At 49.0% G+C, this 20,764-nt stretch carries 16 protein-coding genes; 8 read left to right on the top strand and 8 right to left on the bottom strand.

Features of this window, described 5'->3' with window-relative positions; all coding sequences use genetic code 11:
* Positions 1–158: 158 nt before the first annotated feature.
* The 4 genes from RHH81_RS12115 to fumC all read left to right on the top strand — a co-directional run bounded on the left by RHH81_RS12115 (position 159) and on the right by fumC (position 10,579).
* Complete coding sequence (locus RHH81_RS12115; RefSeq protein ID WP_206200387.1) at positions 159–1,823, top strand: hypothetical protein; 1,665 nt, start codon at positions 159–161, stop codon at positions 1,821–1,823.
* 17 nt (positions 1,824–1,840) lie between these two features.
* Positions 1,841–3,193, top strand: a complete 1,353-nt coding sequence (locus tag RHH81_RS12110) for a hypothetical protein (RefSeq protein WP_310743113.1) — start codon at positions 1,841–1,843, stop codon at positions 3,191–3,193.
* A 2-nt stretch (positions 3,194–3,195) separates the two neighbouring features.
* Positions 3,196–8,943, top strand: a complete 5,748-nt coding sequence (locus tag RHH81_RS12105; RefSeq protein ID WP_310743112.1) for a DEAD/DEAH box helicase — start codon at positions 3,196–3,198, stop codon at positions 8,941–8,943.
* A 232-nt stretch (positions 8,944–9,175) separates the two neighbouring features.
* Positions 9,176–10,579, top strand: coding sequence for a class II fumarate hydratase (fumC, locus tag RHH81_RS12100; RefSeq protein WP_310743111.1), 1,404 nt, complete (start codon positions 9,176–9,178; stop codon positions 10,577–10,579).
* On the opposite strand, the gene RHH81_RS12095 is transcribed toward fumC, so the two are convergent.
* The 4 genes from RHH81_RS12095 to psbB form a co-directional block, all read right to left on the bottom strand.
* Positions 10,531–11,796: a dihydroorotase gene (locus RHH81_RS12095; protein WP_310743110.1), complete on the bottom strand. Its 1,266-nt coding sequence runs from the start codon at positions 11,794–11,796 to the stop codon at positions 10,531–10,533. The genes fumC and RHH81_RS12095 overlap by 49 nt on opposite strands.
* A 3-nt stretch (positions 11,797–11,799) precedes the next feature.
* Positions 11,800–13,092: a histidine phosphatase family protein gene (locus tag RHH81_RS12090; protein WP_310743109.1), complete on the bottom strand. Its 1,293-nt coding sequence runs from the start codon at positions 13,090–13,092 to the stop codon at positions 11,800–11,802.
* Positions 13,093–13,352: 260 nt separating this feature from the next.
* Complete coding sequence (locus RHH81_RS12085; RefSeq protein ID WP_011057371.1) at positions 13,353–13,451, bottom strand: photosystem II reaction center protein T; 99 nt, start codon at positions 13,449–13,451, stop codon at positions 13,353–13,355.
* 19 nt (positions 13,452–13,470) lie between these two features.
* Positions 13,471–15,003, bottom strand: a complete 1,533-nt coding sequence (psbB, locus tag RHH81_RS12080) for a photosystem II chlorophyll-binding protein CP47 (RefSeq protein WP_149819834.1) — start codon at positions 15,001–15,003, stop codon at positions 13,471–13,473.
* A gap of 189 nt (positions 15,004–15,192) precedes the next feature.
* On the opposite strand from psbB, the gene RHH81_RS12075 reads away from it, so the two are divergent.
* Positions 15,193–15,519, top strand: a complete 327-nt coding sequence (locus tag RHH81_RS12075) for a 2Fe-2S iron-sulfur cluster-binding protein (protein WP_206200381.1) — start codon at positions 15,193–15,195, stop codon at positions 15,517–15,519.
* 28 nt (positions 15,520–15,547) lie between these two features.
* On the opposite strand, the gene RHH81_RS12070 is transcribed toward RHH81_RS12075, so the two are convergent.
* Genes RHH81_RS12070 through RHH81_RS12060 form a run of 3 tightly spaced genes read right to left on the bottom strand, consistent with a single transcriptional unit; the run spans position 15,548 to position 18,165 of the window.
* Entirely contained in the window at positions 15,548–16,675 is a 1,128-nt protein-coding gene (locus RHH81_RS12070; protein ID WP_206200380.1) for a DUF4350 domain-containing protein, read from the bottom strand.
* A complete protein-coding gene (locus RHH81_RS12065) occupies positions 16,672–17,295 on the bottom strand; it encodes a DUF4129 domain-containing protein (RefSeq protein WP_310743108.1) in 624 nt (207 codons plus the stop codon). The genes RHH81_RS12070 and RHH81_RS12065 overlap by 4 nt, the downstream gene beginning before the upstream one ends.
* Before the next feature lie 15 nt (positions 17,296–17,310).
* Positions 17,311–18,165 (bottom strand): universal stress protein, encoded by an 855-nt coding sequence (locus tag RHH81_RS12060; protein WP_310743107.1) that lies wholly within the window; start codon positions 18,163–18,165, stop codon positions 17,311–17,313.
* 280 nt (positions 18,166–18,445) lie between these two features.
* Here RHH81_RS12060 and RHH81_RS12055 point away from each other — a divergent pair, with 280 nt between their 5' ends.
* The 3 genes from RHH81_RS12055 to RHH81_RS12045 are packed head-to-tail and all read left to right on the top strand — an operon-like array spanning position 18,446 to position 19,753.
* Complete coding sequence (locus RHH81_RS12055; protein WP_149819824.1) at positions 18,446–18,967, top strand: photosystem I assembly protein Ycf3; 522 nt, start codon at positions 18,446–18,448, stop codon at positions 18,965–18,967.
* A gap of 10 nt (positions 18,968–18,977) precedes the next feature.
* Positions 18,978–19,271, top strand: coding sequence for an Asp-tRNA(Asn)/Glu-tRNA(Gln) amidotransferase subunit GatC (gene gatC / locus RHH81_RS12050; RefSeq protein WP_206200377.1), 294 nt, complete (start codon positions 18,978–18,980; stop codon positions 19,269–19,271).
* Positions 19,272–19,282: 11 nt separating this feature from the next.
* Positions 19,283–19,753, top strand: coding sequence for a hypothetical protein (locus RHH81_RS12045; RefSeq protein WP_206200376.1), 471 nt, complete (start codon positions 19,283–19,285; stop codon positions 19,751–19,753).
* 3 nt (positions 19,754–19,756) lie between these two features.
* Here RHH81_RS12045 and RHH81_RS12040 read toward each other — a convergent pair whose 3' ends face one another.
* Positions 19,757–20,716, bottom strand: a complete 960-nt coding sequence (locus RHH81_RS12040; RefSeq protein WP_310743106.1) for an ARPP-1 family domain-containing protein — start codon at positions 20,714–20,716, stop codon at positions 19,757–19,759.
* Between the last annotated feature and the right edge of the window lie 48 nt (positions 20,717–20,764).

Here is a 20,764-nt window from a genome sequence, read left to right as displayed (position 1 = left end):
TCTGGTCAAGATTTACCAAAAGGTAGTCGATCAGGTCAGCCGTTTAGGGATTATTCAAATCCATCTTCTAAGGTTGCTCATCATCAATGCCTACATTTCTTAAGTAAAGAGTAAAGCAAGAAAAATATACCAATAGGAATGAAAGAAATATTGGTCTCATGGTTACCTACTCTGACTGGAATACTGCTCTCATCAACTACTTTACCCAAAATGTACCTTACGGCACAAAAATTTACCTGAGCCTAGATAGTGATAGCTTAGAAAAAATTGGCAGTTCTTTTTCCCAAAAGTGTGAACATGAATCTTGGGCTGTAAGCTTCTGCAATGTTGTAAGAAGTCGAGTAGTCAAAGGTGAAAAAATAGACCTAAGCACTGTGTCTTATTCGGACAAATCGGGTTACCCTCTTGGAGTTGCATTTTTAGGGATTATGGTTTTAGCAGCCAATGAAATGGCGGATGATGAAGATAATAAGTTAGATGAGAAAAATTATTTTTCTAGGTTTCGCAAAATCCTGTGCCTTCCTGAGGATAGACAATCTAGACCAAAGGGGCTACAAATAAGGCCTAATGAAGATGCTCCTGAAATATATTTGTGGAAAGAATGGAATAGCTGGTTGTTTCAAAAAGGCTTTATCCCAACAGCTGAAGAGGGTTCTAGTAAACAAAGAAAATACATTAACTATCCAATATCCCAGTCATTGCTTCGTAATGCAGATAAGGATCGATTGAGAAGACTCTTTCATGAAAAACAATGGCAAACAAGATGGGATGAGCAAACATTATTTACGAAAGTGGCTAATGAATACTCAACATTTACCCAGCATCTCAAAAAGTTAATAGATGATCGTAGTCGCTATGAATCAGTAGCTCAGGTAATTCATGAAACCTACGAAGACTGGCTGGCGGAAGGATCACCAAACACCTTAACCGGTAGAACAAAGCGTAGAGAGTGGAGTCGCCAGTTGTACGCAGGGATATATCGCACTGAGGATTTTTTGGGAAATATTGAGTACTACCTGTATCCAAAGCAACAAAAAGGGCGATCGCTTGGTTCATTAACAGTAGAAGCCAATGGAGAACGATGGGATTTACGAGAAGACAGAGCGGGCTGGTATTTACCGATCGGACAACCTTTGTCGAGACAAGAAATATCTAACGGCGGAACATATCAGATAAATCCCAATACCCAAGCTGAGAAGTTAATTTTACCCAAGCGAGACTTTTGGATTTTAGTGCCCGATCCAGATAACCCTGAATCAGGGGTATATGCTAGCTGGAGTAGTCCAAAATTGGGAGAGCAGTTTATTATCCTTTTCAGGGAATCACTATTTACAGATTTACAAAGATTGAGAGATGAAAACCTAATTCAATGGGAAGGCGATCGTGATACAAAATATCTAGTTTTTGGTGATAACTCAGATTGGTATGAAGTTTATCAGTGTCAAGTCCTTTCTAAAGCATGGGATGCAGTATTTATTCAATCAGCAGAATTGAAAAATGAACTACAACCGAAAACATCGCTATCTATTAGTTTTTCAGGAGGGTTAAGAGTACCCAAGAAGAATAATACATGGATCAGTGATCATCTCCCACAGGTAACAGTATTTGCATTTCATCCAACCGTTGCGGTAGAGATTACTAACATTACTACCAACGAAACGGTTTACTCTGATCAGTCTTTTTCAACTAATCAACGGCATTCAATTCCCAATTTGACTCAAGGTAGTTTTATAGTTAGTGCCACCTGTTCAGGGCAATCTGCTCAGGGACTAATAAAAGTTGTAACATGGGATGAAATTGATTTTACAAGTTTTAGTGCTTAATCAGCAGGGAGTTAATCATGACCCAATCCAGACAAGAGAGAACAAGTAGACAAAGATCAGTGAGATGGTATATGGGATTTAAGCAAAGTACAAAGAAATTAAAACCTAAACGGCTAATCGAAGTTATATCTAGGTCAGTTCAGTCTAGAAATCTTGTACCGTACATACCATTATTAAGAATCGAAAAAGAACCAAAAGGGGAATATTACTTTTTTATCGCGATTGAGAGCATAGAAATGGGGGATATCCCACCTGAAGTAGATAGTTTTATTAAAGGCTTAAAGGAACAATGTTTTAATTTTCCTGTTGGCAAGGAACGCAACCAATTTACTATTGACGATATTAAACCAATGGTTGGGGCAGCACATGATGTCCAAGATTACACAAATCCTATTCCATACCGATCCCAAAAAATTATTCGTGAGAGTCCTTTCGCCTTAGTTGATAGTACTAAAACTCAAAATCTCAGTGATGAGCAAATTAGGCAATTCTCAACTAAGCATGAACATCTGCTTTATTGGCTATCTGCTTCAGGAAGCGGCACATGGGAATCCTTTAAGAAAACCTGTGAAATTCTTGATCTCCATGAGCCAAAGCGCATTTTAAGGCGGCTAAAACTACTGAATCATTTAACTACCTCTGATAATGGCTCTAAATGGCAAGTTAATCCGCCCTCTTTAGTACATGTGGGTACTGATTCTGAACCTAGCGATCAGACTTTTTTACTTCATGGTCAGCGTAGCCATTGCTTTTTACAGAGGCTTAGAGAATTTGGATCACTAAAGGAAAGACATCAGCCAAGAGGGGAAGCACCTCCCAGAATTAAGCTAATATTGCCCAGTCAAATTACGATTGAAATTCTAGCTCAAAAGATTGGATATTCTATTAATTTAGCTGAATCCTCAAGTATTCTCAGTCTTAATGATTGGCAGAATAGTTTGAATAGAATTGATGGTGTTCTCCCTTTTAATTTTGATCTGAAGAGATTTGATGGAGCAAACTTTATTGATTGTATTTTCCAAAATGAAACGGGATTTTATCAGTTTTGGACAAAAGACTCTAGACGGCTTAGATATAATTTTTTCTACAATCAAAATACACAATCATGGTTACAGGGTGATTGGTATGGATTAAGATTTTTGGCAATTCTATCGCTTGGGCAGAATGTTGAGTTTTACTACAATCGTCAAGAAAAAACTTTGGCAATTCCTAGGGCTCAAAGGTTGCCAGAGATTTATGAATCTCATTTAGTTATGGCATCTGGCATGTTACCTACCTACCGAGATGGCTTCTTGATTTACACTAGAATTAGTTCACGGCTGGCTAGAGAAATTTCAGAAGCTCTCAAGATTACACTGACTGAGCAGTAGTTATGCATGACTTACTTGGCACATACCAAAGACTTGATCGCATTTATCAACTTTACATCAAGAGTGCATTTCCCTTGCGGTATCCTGCCCTAGCCAAAGAACGCGATCGCCGCTTGCAATTTCTTCGTGATCCCCATAATCCTGTCCTGAGTATTCCACCCCTAGTTGAGCCATTACCAATTTATCCCCCATCAGGCATGAGCTTGTCTGAGGCTGCAAGAAATTTACCAAGAGAGTATCAAGACTTAGACCAACTTGGACAAACTCTCTTTGATGATGGAATTCAGCTTTATCAGCATCAATGGCAAAGTTTACAAGAGGTGATCGTTTATCAAAGAGATATTGTGGTTACAACGGGAACAGGATCGGGTAAAACAGAGTGCTTTCTCTTGCCACTTTTAGCTGAGTTAGCCAAAGAATCTCAAAGCTGGACAGCACCTAATGCTAAACCTGCAAATCAACGCTGGTGGGATGAAACTGATAATCCTCGTGGTGATTGGGTTGCTCAAAGGAGCCATGAAACTCGTCCTGCGGCTGTACGCGCCTTGATTCTCTATCCCTTGAATGCTTTGGTAGAAGACCAATTACGCCGATTACGCAAAGTTTTAGATAGTCCTACTGTGCATGAATGGCTCGATCGTACTAGAGCAGGAAACCGCATTACCTTTGGACGCTACACAGGGCTTACCCCTGTACCTGGAACAAAAACTAGGCTAAATCATAGTCATGGGCGAGTACAAAATTCGGAAAAGCTCGGGGAATTGAGAACGATCATGCAACGCATGGAAGAAGAATATAAAAATCTTCAAAGTGGTATTGAAAGTGATCCATCAGTGCTTAATGACATGCCAGATTTACGCTTCTACTTTCCAAGATTAGATGGTGGTGAAATGCGATCGCGCTGGGATATGCAAGACCATCCCCCTGATATTTTGATCACCAACTATTCAATGCTGAATATCATGATGATGCGAAGTATCGAAAACAATATATTTGATGCTACAAAGAGATGGTTAGAAAGCAATTCAGAAAATAAATTCTACTTAATTATTGATGAGCTGCATGCCTATCGGGGTACACCGGGTACAGAAGTTGCCTACATCCTTCGCCTGTTATACCATCGCCTCGGTTTAACTGCTGATTCACCTCAACTGAGAATCTTAACGACCACAGCTAGTTTAGAAGCAGGACAAGAGGGAAATGACTTTCTGCGGCAGTTTTTTGGTCGGGGGGACTTTAGGTTTATTACTGGGGAGCAAACTCCGCCTAGAGAAGGAGCACGGTTAAATATCAATCAATATAGCGATGTTTTTGCTCAGTTTGCTCGCTCAGTTCAGCCCGATCCGTTTCGTCCCATGCAGCCACCTGATCTTGAATCATCACTGCCATACATAACCACTTTGGCAGAAAATTTAGGAACTTCCAATGGTGACTCTGACCCACGCAGACAACTGGGTGAAGCTCTAGAAAAAATAGAAGCGGCAGATGCTATCAGAGATGCTTGTAGAGCCGTCAATGGTAGTGTTCGTGCTACTGATGTAAGAGATTTAGATGATCAGCTTTTTCCGAATGCTAGAGAACCAGGACAGCTTACTTCTGATGCTATGCGAGGATTTTTAATGGCATTGGGAATGAGTACCTTAGCTAACGGTCGATCGCCCCAACCAGTGAGAGGTCATTTATTTTTCCGTAATTTGCAAAATCTTTGGGCTTGTACTAATCCCAATTGTACTGATCCAGCCGTTGATCGAGAGTTACGAAATAGTCAGCCAAAACCAAGTAGACCAACTATAGGAGCAATTCATGCCAACCATAGTTTATCTTGCTCCTGCGGTTCTCGTGTCTTAGATTTAATTGTTTGTGAAGTCTGTGGCGAAGTCCTAGTGGGCGGATACAAAGCTACAAGAAAGGTAGGAAATACTACTGTGGAAATTCTCACTCCTGATCAACCTGACTTGGAAGGAATTCCAGATGCAGTTATATTAAGTCAAAAGTATGGCAACTATCGCATTTTTTGGCCCCTACCTAATGATCGCAATCCTTGGGAAACTCAACCTCAAGATGAGCAATGGACTCACAATGGAATTAATTGTAAATGGACTAAAGCAAAACTAGATCATGTAACTGGAATGCTTGATCAGTCGAATACACCGCCAAGGAAAAATCAGGTACCAGGTTGGCTTTATCAAGTGATGGGTAGTCGCTCAGATGAAGCTTCCGCTTTTCCTAGTAAATGTCCTCGTTGTGATGCAGACTACGGCAAAGGAAAAATATTTCCAACTCCACTGCGTACCCATCGCACAGGTTTTCAGAAGGCTTGTCAGGTGATTGCAAGCGGCTTGTTGAGAGAAATGCCTGCTCCTTCCCCTCAAAGTATTCGGTCTTCCCGTAAATTGGTGATTTTTTCTGATAGTCGTCAAGATGCGGCAAAACTGGCGGCGGGGATGGAGCGAGATCACTATCGAGATATGGTGCGATTACTACTAATTCAATCTTTCAAAGATTATTGGACAGACTTCGTAGAATATCTAAAAAATTTCTACGCAGAAAACCCTTCCCTTAATTCTAGTTTAATCCAAAATGCCAATCCAGCTTTGTATGAGAAAATTATCACTGCTCCAGAGACATTTGATACCCATAAAGCAGATGAGTTTAGCAATAGATATTTAGAAATCGCAAGAGAAGCTGAACGATGGATGAGAAATCAACGTGCGCAAAATGAAAGTGCTAGAACTGAATGGCTAAGAATGCTCCGAGACTATCCAAATCGTGTGCCCCTCTTGGATTTAAGGCGCAAATTAAGAGACGCTTTATTGCAGTATGGAATTTGTCCAGGGGGGACTGATCTCAGTGCTCTAAACTACTCAGTAGGTCAGGGCGCTGGAAAAGAATGGCATCCTTGGTTTGAGTGCTATGACTGGCCAGATGACTGGGGCAAACCAGTGGTTCAAGTATATCCTATTACTCCTGAACAGACTAATCATTGTGATCGCCTAGAAGCAAAATTAGCTGATGAGATGATGTACGCTATATTCATTCATTCAGCTAGGGTACTTGAGAATATTGGACAAGGGTGGGTTAGCTATTCACCTGTCGGGAATGCCTCTGATGTTTTGGTTCAAGTCGTGGATGCTGTCGTTCGCCAATTAGGCACCCGCCGACTTCATAGGTACTCCAGTTATTTCCATGAAGGGACTAATCAAAAATTGCCCGGCTATTCTGAAAGATATTGTAACCGTATCGCTAATGTTTCTTCCGCTGATGTTCTACGACAGCTTGCTGACTCTAAGGCAGGTATAGCCAGTGGTAATTGTCTTGCTCTCAATCCAGACAGACTTTATCTTGTACCTCCTCCTACACAATTGAATAGTGATGGCACTCGCCCCGGTTATCGCTGTCCCCAATGCAATGCTTTTTATCTTCATCCTGCGGGTGAAATTTGTCCTGAATGCAATACTTCCAAAAATAAAAATGCGCCAATAGTAAGGCTTGAACCTAGCCAAAGCAGATCGGATTTTGATTACTACACTTATCTTTCGGAGCAGTCGGGGAATCCTTTTCGGATGAATGCGGCAGAACTCACAGGACAAACGGATAAGGATGAGCGACTAAAGCGCCAGCGCTGGTTTCAAGATGTATTCATCAGTCAGGAAATTCCCAGAGTTCAAGGCATTGACCTTTTAAGCGTAACTACCACAATGGAGGCTGGTGTAGATATTGGAGCGTTATTGGCGGTGATGATGTCTAATATGCCCCCCCGCAGATTCAACTATCAGCAACGGGTAGGACGGGCGGGACGGCGTAGTGCAGGAGTTTCTCTAGCGGTTACTTTCTGTAGGGGTAGAAGTCATGACGATTTTTATTTTCAGCGCCCAGAAAGCATCACGGGTGATTCCCCTCCCCCACCCTATGTGGATATGCGTAGTGAGGAGATTTTTAAGCGAGTGTTGATCAAGGAAGTTTTACGACAGTCATTTAAAGAAAAAGGGACTAGTAGCTCTTTGGAGCTAACTGATAGCGTGCATGGTGAGTTTGGCAAAGTTGACGATTGGCATAAATACAAACCTCAAATTATTGCTTGGTTGCAGGATAATTCTAATGAGTCAAAAATTCTATCTATTTTAAAGGCATTAAAAATCCAAGTTGATTTAAGCACAGAAGACTCTCAATTTCTGACTTATCTTCGTAATGATCTTATTCCTGAAATTGATCGTATTGTAGCAGATGCTACCTACACTCAAAATAATTTGAGCGAGCGATTGGCAAATGCAGGATACTTGCCCATGTTTGGGTTTCCAACTAGGGTAAGGTTGCTTTACACCAAATGGTCAAATAGAGAAACCATCGATCGTGATTTGGATATAGCGATTGGTCAGTTTGCGCCTGGTTCTCAGACTGTAAGAGATAGAGCAGTGCATACCGCCTGTGGAGTTGTGGAATTAGTACCTCAAAACAATGGTAACTACGTTGATGTTAAGCCTGGTTTTTCGCCCCCTTTACCTGAGCCTAACCAAGCACTGGGGTTATGCAGTAATTGTCAAGCCGTAGTTTATCCCTATCAACCTGATCAATCTATTACTGGCAGTAAAATAGATCAACTTTTTGAATGCCCTGTGTGCCATCAACAAAGTTTACGATCTTTGGATGCTAGAGAACCAAAAGGTTTTTTTACGAATTTGAAACCAGAGAATTATGATGGGCAGTTTGAGTGGCAACCTCGTTCTACACGTCCCACTGTTAGTATCAATTCTCCTGCTGGTAATCCAATCTTAGTTTTGAACGCTAATGTTTCTTCTGTAAGCGATCATATTATTTCAATCAATGATAATGGCGGGAGGGGAGGGTTCAATTTTCAAGATGCTTTAGTATTCAATGAACGCAAATCAGGAGCTTATGTAGTTGCCGATGCCATTGAAGAGAGCAGTCCTGTTACTGGTTCAGGACAGAAATATAGAATTGCACTCCTTGCACGCCGCAAAAGTGATATTCTCTTGGTAAGCATTGCCCGGTGGAGTGAGGGGGTATTTGCTGATCCAATGACGGTAGAAGGGAGAGCGGCATGGTATTCCTTCGCTTTTTGGCTCAGGATTGCCGCCTCTGCTTATTTAGATGTCGATCCGCTGGAATTGCAAGCAGGATTTCGTACATTAGCTCAAGATGGCAAAGTTGTAGGCCAAGCGTTTCTCTGTGACAGTTTGGAGAATGGTGCAGGCTACTGCAATTTTTTAGCCAATCCTCATCAATTTGAGAAAGTCATGGCTCAATCAGACCCTAATAATTCTCTGTCAATAGCCTACCGTTGGCTGAATTCTCAAGGTCACGGCAGAAACTGTGATACTTCTTGTAATGACTGTTTGCGGGATTATCGAAATCTTGCCTATCATGGTCTCCTAGACTGGCGATTGGCTTTGGATATGGCTCGATTGGTCAGAGACTCATCCGTTACTATAGACTTAGCCTCTAATTGGGGGAATGTCCCTAATCCTTGGCAAAGTTTAGTCACTGGTGCAATTTCTACAACTTTTCAACACCTTGGTTATGGCAGTCCTACTCAGTTTGCTAATCTAACTGGTTTTGTGAAAAATCAGAGAAACAACAGTGTGATTCGAATTATCCGCCATCCCTTGTGGAACGATCAGCATCCTGAATGGATAGAAGCTGTGGCAGATGCTAGAACACGATACCCTAACTATCAGATTGAACATGCTAATCCTCTGATTGCCCTCCGACGACCCGGAGATTATGTTTAGATGAGCACTGGTAAATTCATTTGATTTGATGAGAGATCAGGCAATAAAATCGGCTTTACAATATAACTTAAATCATTCCCAGCCAAATTTCCCGACGCTAAGTTCTCTGACTCGGAATATTGACTTAGACTATTTCAGTTGTTGCCACTCTATCTCTGATAGGTCTAAGGTAAGCATTGGCTCTTCTTCTGCAATGATGAGAGATGGGTTTTCCCCCTCGGTATGACGAATCATGACAATTGCAACTCGCCTAGAATACGACTCCCTCGGCGCCATTGAGGTACCAGCGGACTGCTACTGGGGTGCCCAGACGGCGCGCTCCCTAAAGTATTTTCCCATCAGTCACGAGCGCATGCCCCTCGAGGTTATTCATGCCATGGCACGGCTGAAAAAGGCAGCCGCGATCGCCAACCGCGATTTCGGGGTTTTAGCTGCCGATAAAGCGGCATGGATTATGCAAGCGGCCGATGAGGTCATTGAAGGGCGCTGGGATGATCAGTTTCCCCTCTCCATCTGGCAGACGGGCAGTGGTACCCAAACCAATATGAATGTAAATGAGGTGATTGCTAACCGTGCCATTGAACTGGCGGGGGGGGTGAAGGGGAGCAAAACGCCAATTCATCCCAATGACCATGTGAACTGTAGCCAGTCTTCTAATGACACCTTTCCGGCGGCGATGCATATTGCCACAGTGATTGAGCTGCAGGAGCGACTGCTGCCGATGGTGCGGCACTTACTGGCCGTATTGCAGGAAAAGGTCACCGCTTTTGCCGACATTATTAAAATTGGCCGCACCCACTTGATGGATGCCGTGCCTCTCACCCTTGGCCAAGAATTCTCGGGTTACGCCAGTCAAATTGCAGCCTGTCAAGCCCATATTGAGTACGCACTCCAGCATCTGTATCCCCTCGCCATTGGCGGTACGGCCGTGGGGACGGGTTTGAATGCCCCCGCCGGTTTTGGCGATCGCGTGGCGGCAGAATTAGCCCAAATGACGGGGTATCCCTTCTGCAAAGCCGAGAACCCCTTTGCTGCCTTGGCCGCCCATGATCCCTTGGTGATGCTCAGTGGTGCCCTGAAAACCTTGGCCGCAGCAATGATGAAAATGGCCAACGACATTCGCTGGCTGGCTTCAGGCCCCCGTTGTGGTCTAGGAGAACTGATCTTACCTGCTAATGAGCCGGGGTCGTCGATTATGCCGGGTAAGGTCAACCCCACCCAATGTGAAGCCCTAACAATGGTCTGTGTGCAAGTGATGGGCAACGACGCCGCAGTGGGCATCGCGGGCAGTCAAGGAAATTTTGAACTCAATGTTTATAAGCCCCTGATCATTCACAATGTGCTGCGTTCCATTGAACTGCTGAGTGATGCCGGTCAAGCCTTTACTGAGTTTTGTCTAATCGGCCTTGAACCCAATCGGGAGCAAATTCAGCGCCATTTGCAGCGATCGCTCATGTTGGTGACGGCTTTGAACCCCCACATCGGCTATGACAAGGCAGCAGCCGTCGCGAAAAAGGCCTACAGCGAAGGTAAAACCCTGAAGGAAGCGGCGGTGGAATTGGGGTATCTTACGGCTGAGGAATTTGATCAGTGGGTGCGGCCAGAGTTGATGCTGGGTGAAAAGGGCACTAATTGACCCCGCAGGGAGTGCTGCCAAAAGGGCGTATTGCGAGCGCGCGATCGCAGGCTTTGGTGCGTCACTGTCCAAGTCACCGTCGGATCAAAAAGCACAAAGTGGCGACTGTGCAGTTCGAGGCGGGGTGGCTCAATGCTCAAAATCCGCGCCGGTGACGTACTGAGGGCATGCCACAGGTCAAGGGCACTCAAGTATTCCTTGGCAACCAGTTCCTGCCAGAGGGCGGGTAGGGCTAATTCGAGACCAATGGCACCGGGGAGTGCCTCGGCAAAGGAAACCATTTTTTCTTCATAGAGCAAGGGGGTGTGGTCAATGGCGATCGCCTCAATAACCCCCGTTTTGAGTCCTTCGATCAGGGCTTGGCGATCGCTGGCCGTTCCTAGGGGCGGGTCAAGGCGCAGATGCGGATCGTAACTGGCTAGATCCTCAACCGTAAAGAGCAAATGTAACCACGACACACTGGCACTGACCTGTTCAGGTTTGTCCTTAGCAAGAATCTCGACACTGCGAGCGGTTGACAGGCGCATGAGGTGAATTGAGGTTGAGACGGTGCGGGCCAGCTCCAAAATCGCCAATAGAGGAATGGTTTCACAGCAGACCAGTTGCTCCACCAATCCGAGACGAGTGGCTACCCCACTTTGCCGTGCCACCCCATTGGCGGCCAAGGCCGGGTCAAAGGGCCAAAGGGCAACGGGTTTGCCTAGGGGCTGGACATAGGTGAGTGCCCGCTGCACCAAAGGCCAATGGGTCAACCCCCGATCATCACAAAAGCCAACTACCCCACTGGCGGCCAGTTCCGCTAAATCGGTTAAAGCCGTCCCTTGGCATCCTTGGGTGAGTGCCCCCCAAGCCCGTACCTGTGACCAAGTCGTCCGCGGTATCTCCTGCTGCAGCCCTTGCCAGACGGCAGGATCATCAATCACGGGGTTTGTAGTCGGTAAGAGGGTTAAATGCTGCACCCCACCGGCAGCGGCAGCGGCCAAGAGTGTCTCAAGGGTTTCTCGCGCCTCATAACCCGGCTGACCACTGTGGCTATAGAGATCTACCAAGGGGGGAGCCAACACCCATTCTGAGGCATCAATGATTTCGGCGTCAGCAGGTACCTCTTGGGGGGCGATCGCCACCAATTGATCCGCCGCCAGCAGCACATCGGCGCGATAATCTTGGCGGTTGACCGGATCCAGCAGCCGCACCTGTTGCAACAGTCGCCACACCATCGCCTACAAGGCTCCCGCCGCCGTCCGATCCAGCACGCCCCCCAAATGGGTGGTGATATTCACTGCCTGCAATCGCGGCAGACCGCCCTTGAGGGGATAGTCAATTACCGTGACGCTGCCATTGCCCTGCTTAAAGAGCCAGAAGTTTTCAATGCCTAGGCCAACAATGTGGCAGAGCAAGACCTTATTAGTGGCATCATGAGCCACAACCAAAACATTGTGGGGGGTGGGAGCATTGGTTTTCCAGCGCTTCAGCCACTCTTCCCATGCCTTAACCACGCGATCGCGCACCTGTTCGAGGTTTTCCCCATTGGGCATTTGCACTAGAGCCGGGGTGGTGCGCCAGCGTTCCAGTTCCCCCGGATAGGCCGCCGCCACCTCCGGTTCAAACTTGCCCTCCCAATCCCCGTGGCTAATCTCGGCAAGGGCTGGTTCTAGCTCTAGCTCGACATCAGGGTGATACTGCAAAATCGCCAAGGCCGTATCCTTGGGCCGCCGTAGGGGACTACTCAAGGCATGGTGAAAGGGCACCTCCTTGAGGAACTCGGCCACCGCCGCCGCTTGGGCACGGCCATTTTCATTCAGGGGCACATCAATTTGCCCTTGGAAGCGTCCCTCGCGATTCCAGTCCGTTTCACCATGGCGTACCAGAAAGATGCGCAGCGTTTGCTCCTTGAAACGGGGTTGCGGAAAAGGATCATTGAGATGGCTCGTGAGATTGAGGGCTTCTAGTTGTGCGGGTTGCCGCAAGCCATTGCTGAAATTGAGGACACTAATGCCGCCATTGGCCTGCTGGAGCCGTAAATAGCCCTTGACCCCCAAGCCGAGACCCGTGCAAATCAGGGCACGATTCATACCGCTGTGGCCGACAATGACAATCGTTTCATTTTCGTGAGCCGTCAGCAGCGCTTCCAAAACCATGCCCGCGCGATCGTAGAGATCCAATAGCGGAAAAAACTCCTGGGTTTGGCCACTCTCCGTGGTGATTTTCATCATCAAGGTTTCTGGGGCTTCCTGCCAGCGGCGATAGTCCTCGGGAAACCGTGCCTTCACTTCGGCAAAGGGCAGATCTTCCCAAGCGGGCAGCGCAATCTCTTTGAGTAAATCAAGGGAATGGGGTGGCTTGAGTTGCGGGTCTTGGAGCTGAGCATGGATGCCCTCTGCGGTTTCCTTTGCCCGTTTCAGGGGACTGGTGTAAATCTTGCGGATGGGAATGCCCTGTAGAGCGAGACCCACTTGGGCTGCCATCCAACGACCGCGTTCCGTGAGCGAAGAAGCATCACTGTGACCTTGCACCCGCTCTTGGACATTAAACGTGCTTTCACCGTGGCGGACAATGATGACTCGGGTACTCAGAGGTTTCTCCTTAACAATTCACAGACAACAAACTTGGCCATCCCACCTTGCCATACAGACTTTAGCAGAAACTGTGGCTTCAGGAGCGACAGATTCGAGAATTGGCGGGCATCATCTCTTGAGCATCACATAAAAATCAAAAAACCGACCGCAGGGGCGATCGGCAAGTATTAAAGACCTATTCGCTGATGGATCAGAGGCTACTTCTTGGTGATCCGAGGAGGCTCACGGAAGAAGATGGCAAAGAAGAACAGCGCGATAATGCAGGCAAAGATGAAAACGTAGGTGATGGTTTCCATAGTAGTCCCCTAGGAATGACTAGACAGCTTCTTTGCGACGAGTGGTGACATCGCCCACTTTTTGGTAGAAGCCCCATTCCACTTGCTCCGGCGACAGTTCGGGATCAATCCCAGAGAAGACATCGCGGAACAGCGTGCGGGCACCATGCCAAATGTGACCAAAGAAGAAGAGCAAGGCAAACACTGCATGGCCGAAGGTAAACCAGCCACGGGGACTGGTGCGGAAAATCCCGTCGGAGTTGAGGGTTTCCTTATCGAATTCAAAGATCTCACCGAAGATAGCTTTACGGGCATAGCTCTTGACGGTGGGTGGATCGGTGAAGGTTTGGCCGTTCAATTCACCACCGTAGAAGCTGACGGTCACGCCTTGTTGCTCAAAGCTATACTTCGACTCGGCACGCCGGAAGGGAATGTCGGCTTTGACAACGCCATTCTTATCGGTGAGGATGACGGGGAAGCTTTCAAAGAAGGCAGGCATGCGACGGACAAAGAGTTCTTCACCCTCTTTGTTGCGGAAGACGGCATGGCCTTTCCAAGCTTGGGCAATGCCATCCCCTTTGTTCATCGGGCCAGTACGGAAGAGACCACCTTTGGCGGGGTTGTTGCCAATGTAATCGTAGAAGGCCAGTTTCTCTGGAATGGCTGACCAAGCCTCTTCAAGGGTGGCGCCACTGGCGAGGGAGGCCTGCACACGGCGGTTAATTTCCTGTTGGAAGTAGCCACTGTCCCACTGATAGCGCGTCGGCCCAAAGAGTTCAATGGGCGTGGTGGCACTGCCATACCACATCGTGCCGGCAACAACAAAGGCAGCAAAGAAGACGGCAGCAATACTGCTGGAGAGTACCGTTTCAATATTCCCCATGCGCAGAGCTTTGTACAGCCGTTGGGGTGGACGTACCAGCAGGTGGAATAAACCAGCAATAATACCGACAATGCCTGCGGCGATATGGTGAGCAACCACACCACCGGGGTTGTAGGGATTAAAGCCATCGGGTCCCCATTCGGGTGCCACAGGCTGGACACTGCCCGTCAAGCCATAGGGGTCAGAGACCCACATCCCAGGACCAAAGAGACCGGTCAGGTGAAAAGCACCAAAGCTAAAGCAGAGTAAACCGGCAAGGAACAGGTGAATGCCAAACATTTTCGGCAAGTCGAGGGCAGGCTCACCGGTGCGAGGATCGCGGAAGAGTTCCAAATCCCAATAGACCCAGTGCCAGCAGGCCGCCAAGAACAACAGACCTGACAGGACGATGTGAGCGAGGGCAACCCCCTCAAAGCTCCAAAAACCAGGGTCAATCCCTGTTTCGCCAGTAATACTCCAACCGCTCCAAGACCCCGTGACCCCCAACCGTGCCATGAAGGGCAAGACAAACATTCCCTGCCGCCACATTGGGTTGAGAACGGGATCACTGGGATCAAAAATAGCTAGCTCATAAAGAGCCATCGACCCTGCCCAACCGGCGACCAATGCCGTGTGCATCAGGTGGGCGGCAATCAACCGTCCTGGATCGTTGATCAGGACAGTGTGGACTCGGTACCAGGGTAGTCCCATTGACTACGCTCCTCCTATACAAAAATTTAGCGTTTGCATGAACAAATTTTATTAAGCAGCCGGATCACGGTAACAACCGCTTCCCTACTAAGAGTTTAACGGCCAATTTACCCGTAACTTCAGCTACGGTTGGGCAGTTTTTCTGCCAAAATGAGAATGTATTAAGAATGGTAACTAGCGTCGGTTCCTATGGCAAGCAAAGCTGAATTTGTGGGCACAAATATTAAGTTTGTTAACGAAAACAAAGAAGTGATTGCTGCCGACGGCGCGAATCTGCGCTTAAAAGCAATGGAAGCGGGGGTTGACCTCTATACCCTCAAGGGCAAGCTCTTTAATTGTGGGGGCTATGGCCAGTGTGGCACCTGTATTGTTGAGATCGTCGAGGGTATGGAAAACCTCTCCCCCCGCACACCAGTGGAAGAACGCAAGCTCCGCCGTAAGCCAGAGAATTATCGCTTGGCTTGCCAAACCCTTGTCTATGGACCCGTGTGTGTGAAGACAAAGCCCAAAAGCTAGGTGAGGCTTGCTGATGGGGTCAATTAGACTAGTCAACCGTTTGCAGAGCCTGCACAACACTGGCGGCCTGCTCTAGCCACCTGAGTAACTGAGAATCGTCGAGGCTGTTGGTCACACTGAAGAGATCTTGCAGGAGTTCGGGCGATCGCCCGGTGGTGCGTTGCCAAGCTTGTAGGAGTTCAGCATCCTTGGGCAGATCGGCAGCAGTGGTTGCAAGGCCTAATTGGTTTGCCAGATCATAGCGGAGACGATCCTGAAGCTGTTTTAGAACAAACGTCCGCTGCTGTGCCCGTTGCAAAACGCCCGCTAGTGCTTCAATGTAGGCGGCACTATTACTGGAGACGGGTTCTTTCTCCAATAAGGGTGGGCCAAAACGTTGACTTTGCTGCCATAGCAAAAAGAGAACCAAGAGGGCAAGTTGCAACCCCACCGCCAACCAAGGGGTACGACTGAAGTAGTCGAAGAGGGTTTGAGGCACTGTCTCCCTGACCACATCCTCTGGGGAGCGTTGGCGATAGCCGTGGAGCCATTCATCAAAGTAAATCGTTGCCCCCGGCGTAACCACGTTCTGCAAAATCTCGGCCACAACGGCAAAGTTCGCAAGGGGGGGGTCACCGCCATAGACATTGGCCACCAGCCAAGGATAGACCCCAAGGATTCGTTGTCCATGGTTCTGGGGACTAGTGGCTTGCCTGAGATAGACAATTGAACCATGATCATCCTTGAGCAGGGGGCGATCGCCCCGCTGACGGGGGACGCGGCGGCGCGTTTCAATCAACACCTTGCCCTGAGGAGTGGAGAGGCGCTGTACAAAGGGGGCTGCGGTGGGTTCCCCATGCCAGTAAAAGCGCACCAGCGTATTGCCCTGAGCCAGCCACTCCAAAAGAGGCGGTGACCAGCCAATGGGACGACTACTTATTTGAATGAAAACGTGCCCCTCACCCTTGAGGTTGGCATAGTCCCGCTGCCAACGCGCCACTTGGAACCCCTGCTGCTCCAGATAGGCATAAAATTTCTGCGTGCCCCAAGGGGAGGGATCAAAGGAGGAGCCAGCGCGGCTACTGGGCGCCACCGCCAAAATCAGGAGACCAACCACCAACAGCACAAGGACAGCGAAGCCGAGGAAAAACCACTGGCGACGGTTGATCGCGATCATTGCTGGCGCTCCCGCAGGAAGGGTTCCACCTCAAAATAGGCGGCTTGACAGGTGGCTAGGGTTTGGGCATCCACCGCTTCGGCGCCATAGTAACTGCGACTGTGAACTTGAAAGAGGTGCTGAATACTCCGCCGCACGGCTGGCGATCGCTCCCCCAGTTGAAAGAGTCGCTCCAATTCCCGTAGATAGTCGCCATTGGTGCAGTGGGGCTGTAGCCGTAGCCAGCCCGCTTCCTGCAACCGATAGAGCAAGGCCATGTAGAGGGCACGGCAGGCCCCTCGGTAGTCTCTCGCCAATTGTAGGCTTTGGGCGAGTTCTAACCATTCCCGTACGGGTCTGGGGCGCTCCTCAAGGGTAGAAGCCAGTGTTGCTGAGGAGGATCGCGATCGCCGCTGCCACCATCGCCACAGGCTGCGCCCTAGGAAATAGAGGGCGAGTCCAAGGCCAACGAGCAAGACCCCTTGCAAGAACCAGCGTAGCCATGCCTCTAAGGAGGGGGAGTCCTGCCAAAATGGCTCCGTTTGCTGGCGAAAGAGTTGGAGAAAGCTGTACTCAAGGGCTTCACCCAATTGTCGCCACTGGCGATCGCCCTGCCAGCGCAGATCATCGAAAAAGGTCACCGTCGCCAGACCAGACTACGCCTCCGATTGTCGCACAAAGAGCACGGGGCACTCGGCATAGACCCGCACATAGTCAGAAAGGGAGGTGCCCAAAAGGCGATCCAAGTCGGGTAAACTGCGAGCGATGGACGGACGCCGATCCGGGGAACCCAGAACGAGGAGATCGGCATTGGTGTCAGCAGCAATGCGGCAGATTTCTTCACCGGGCTTGCCAGTGGTTAGCACACACTGGTATTCCACACCCCGCTGCTTGGCCACCGTTGCGGCTTCCGAGAGAATCGGATCTTTTTCAGCAGCCGTGCTAGGGGTATCAGCATGACCCTTGAGGTCGGGATTGACGTGGGCAAGAATGAGTTTGCCCCCCTTGACCCCCTCTATTAGGCGCACGGCTAAGTCCAAGGAGGCCTTGGCTGCAGCAGAATTATTGAGCGCTACCATGATGCGGTTGATTTTCTTCACAAAGAGGTCATCGCGCACCAGCAACATCGGTCGGGAAGACAGTTGAAACACATACTGGCTGACAGAGTTTTCGAGAATGGATTGCAGGCGCTTGAGTCCCCGCGATCCCATGATGATTAAGTCGGCATTGATTTCATCGGCCACGTGCAACACGGTATCTTTGGGATCCCCCTCCCGCAGCATGGTATTGACACTAATGACGGGGTCAAGATGCAGTCGGGCAACGGCTTCCGCTAGGAGTTTGGCACCCGCTTGACGTTGTTCGGCCATCTCCTCGGCAGTAATTTTCGGTGGAATCACGTGCAAAACAGTGACGGCAGCGCGTTGAATCGCTGGCAACTCCATCAGCGACTTGAGCATTTGTTCGGATTGTCCAGTTCCTGAGTCTGCCAATAGAATATTTTCAATCATAAATCTCAAACTCCCAACATCTGGTGAGCATCAAGGCACGGATGGCCACTACAGCCCTTTTCCCAAGGATGGCACACGCTGAAAACAGTCAAAACTGCTGGAGGATAGGATGCTCTCCTCATTCGTACACGCCACATCTCAAGAAAAGGGCTGTATGACGATCTTAGGTCTGGGTTAGGGGCTTCTTGGTGGAACGCTACAAATCTTAGGCATTGGCTAGGGGTGCGATCGCTGGGGGTGCTTTTGATACACTAGGCAAGAGGCCGTTCAAGGAAGCCCTATGCCGCGATCGCAACGGAACGACAATTTTATTGACAAAACCTTTACGGTCATGGCTGACCTCATTCTCAAGGTCTTGCCCACCAGTTCGCAGTCAAAAACCGCCTTTGCCTATTATCGCGATGGCATGTCTGCCCAAGCGGACGGGGAATATGCTGAGGCACTGGAGAACTACCAAGCAGCCCTAGAACTAGAGGAAGACCCCAACGATCGCAGCTACATTCTCTACAACATTGGCCTGATCCACGCCAGTAACGGCGATCATGAAAAAGCCCTAGAGTATTATCACCAAGCCCTTGAACTCAATCCCCGCATGCCCCAAGCCCTCAATAATATTGCGGTGATCTACCACTACTTGGGCACACAGGCAGAGGAGCAACAGCGCTCCGAGGAGGCTGAACAACTCTTCGATCGCGCCGCAGACTACTGGAAACGGGCGATTCAACTGGCGCCCAATAACTATATCGAGGCGCAAAACTGGCTGAAGACCACGGGTCGCTCCAGCATGGATGTTTATTTCTAAGGGATTACCCATGGCAACAAAAGTTATTACCACAGAGGATGTGCGCAAGGTGGCTCACTTGGCTCGCCTCGCCCTTGAGGAAAGCGAAATTGAAGCCCTCACCCAGCAATTGGATCGCATTCTCGACTATGTGAATCAACTCAGGGAACTGGATGTCACGGATATTCCACCGACGACCCGTGCGATTGAAGTCAGTAATGTAACCCGTCCCGACGTGTTGGAGCCTTGGCCAAATCGGGAGGACTTGCTGGCGATCGCCCCGGATCGCGAGGATGACTTTTTCCGTGTGCCCAAAATTATGTAAGGCATCAGGCTGTGCGGCGGCGTCAATCCCACCATTTACAACTGGACTTATTTCCCTTCCTGTCGATCTTGGCCTGCACCATTGGCACGCTGATCCTGTTAGTGGTGGTCATCAGTGCCAGCAGCCTTGGGCGAGAACGTACCAATGTGCAAATTTTGGCACGGGAAAATGCCCAAAATGACGGGCGTACCCCCCGCTATCTAGAGTGCCGTCGCGAGGGGGTGATCATTCATCCGCGAAAGGTGCTTGTGCGGGCAGCAGATCTGGCCAAACCGACCTCGCCACTGGCCATTTTGTTGGCCAATCTCCGCCGTCAGCGCGATCGCGAGTACATTATTATTGCCGTGCGCCCCGATGGCTTTGACTGCTTTGAGGAGGTGCGCTACCAAGCAGAACGGGCGGGGGTGGCTCTCGGCTACGAACCCTTCAATGCGGAATGGGAGTTGTGTGTGCCGGCACCGGGGCGCAGCAATTGTCCCTAGGACTTAAATTTCCCAACCTGACCGCCGGCGTTTGGACTGGGTGATCTCGGTGGGAAAGGCGCTCAAGTGCACTACTCGCCCCTTGGCTACAAGGGCACTACCAATGACTTCGGGATGGGTGAGCCGCACATCCGTGCCTTCGGCCAAGGCCTCAAAGGTTTCAGCCGTTGCAGCCGCCACAGTCGTCAAAAAGGTTTTAGCATCGGCAGTTGTGACTTCTGAACCGTGAGAAAGAGAGGGTTTCAGGGCTTCAAGGCCGTAGCTGCGGCTGAATTTGGGGAGCAGTTTGCCAAAGGTAGCAGGGAAGTCAAAGAGTTCCAAGCCCAAAATTTGACCGTGCACGACGAAAAGCGCACCAATCTGCTGGGCGATCGCCCGAAATGCTTGGACGTACTCATCGAGGGAGTGGGCTTCTTTTTCATAAACATCAGCGAGGGCATCGGTGGCGGACTTGCAAGCAAAGAAAAGCAGATGGTCATCGACATCCGCCCAGATTTCCCCCTGATCAGCAAGGCGGCTTCCCCTGCGTTTCAACGACTCTGTAACATAGCGGAGTTTCTTGGCGCGCCCTGTGGCATGGTAGGCGCGATCAGCAGCGGCAAACTCACGGCAGCGGTAGTGCCAGCGACCCCGTTCAACACAGGAAACGGGAATTTTCAGATCAGTGTGGGCGGGCACCAGTACTGTGAGGTTAAGAATACGGTTTTGCTTGGCACCGACGAGTTCTTCCCCATCCACAAGCAGTACCGAGCGATCGCTCCAGTTATGGCACAGGAGTTCAGGCACATGCCCCCCTTCAGACACCTCGGTAATCTTCAGCAGGTTTTGGTTCATTGCTTCCGTCAGCGTCCAATAGTCGGGTTCTGCCGCGATCGCGTGCAGCAGGGGAAACAGCGTCATGCCACCAAAGGTTTGGGGAGTGCCAATTTCAACGGTTTGTAGGAGTTCTTGGAGAAGATTCATGGGATCACCTCGCAAGGGTGTACATCTGGTTATCCATTGCTGTTGTTA

The organism is Thermosynechococcus sp. PKX95, assembly GCF_031583295.1.
In the GTDB taxonomy this organism is placed as follows: Bacteria; Cyanobacteriota; Cyanobacteriia; order Thermosynechococcales; family Thermosynechococcaceae; genus Thermosynechococcus.
The sequence above is the reverse complement of the archived record's forward strand: the minus strand, read 5'-3'. Positions and strand labels throughout refer to the sequence as shown.

Coding starts and splice junctions, on each gene's coding strand:
- RHH81_RS12075 (WP_206200381.1), top strand. CDS start 15,193: ATGGCAAGCAAAGCTGAATTTGTGGGCACAAATATTAAGTTTGTTAAC.
- RHH81_RS12070 (WP_206200380.1), bottom strand. CDS start 16,675: ATGATCGCGATCAACCGTCGCCAGTGGTTTTTCCTCGGCTTCGCTGTC.
- RHH81_RS12105 (WP_310743112.1), top strand. CDS start 3,196: ATGCATGACTTACTTGGCACATACCAAAGACTTGATCGCATTTATCAA.
- RHH81_RS12060 (WP_310743107.1), bottom strand. CDS start 18,165: ATGATTGAAAATATTCTATTGGCAGACTCAGGAACTGGACAATCCGAA.
- RHH81_RS12055 (WP_149819824.1), top strand. CDS start 18,446: ATGCCGCGATCGCAACGGAACGACAATTTTATTGACAAAACCTTTACG.
- RHH81_RS12095 (WP_310743110.1), bottom strand. CDS start 11,796: ATGGTGTGGCGACTGTTGCAACAGGTGCGGCTGCTGGATCCGGTCAAC.
- RHH81_RS12040 (WP_310743106.1), bottom strand. CDS start 20,716: ATGAATCTTCTCCAAGAACTCCTACAAACCGTTGAAATTGGCACTCCC.
- psbB (WP_149819834.1), bottom strand. CDS start 15,003: ATGGGACTACCCTGGTACCGAGTCCACACTGTCCTGATCAACGATCCA.
- RHH81_RS12115 (WP_206200387.1), top strand. CDS start 159: ATGGTTACCTACTCTGACTGGAATACTGCTCTCATCAACTACTTTACC.
- RHH81_RS12110 (WP_310743113.1), top strand. CDS start 1,841: ATGACCCAATCCAGACAAGAGAGAACAAGTAGACAAAGATCAGTGAGA.
- fumC (WP_310743111.1), top strand. CDS start 9,176: ATGACAATTGCAACTCGCCTAGAATACGACTCCCTCGGCGCCATTGAG.
- RHH81_RS12085 (WP_011057371.1), bottom strand. CDS start 13,451: ATGGAAACCATCACCTACGTTTTCATCTTTGCCTGCATTATCGCGCTG.
- gatC (WP_206200377.1), top strand. CDS start 18,978: ATGGCAACAAAAGTTATTACCACAGAGGATGTGCGCAAGGTGGCTCAC.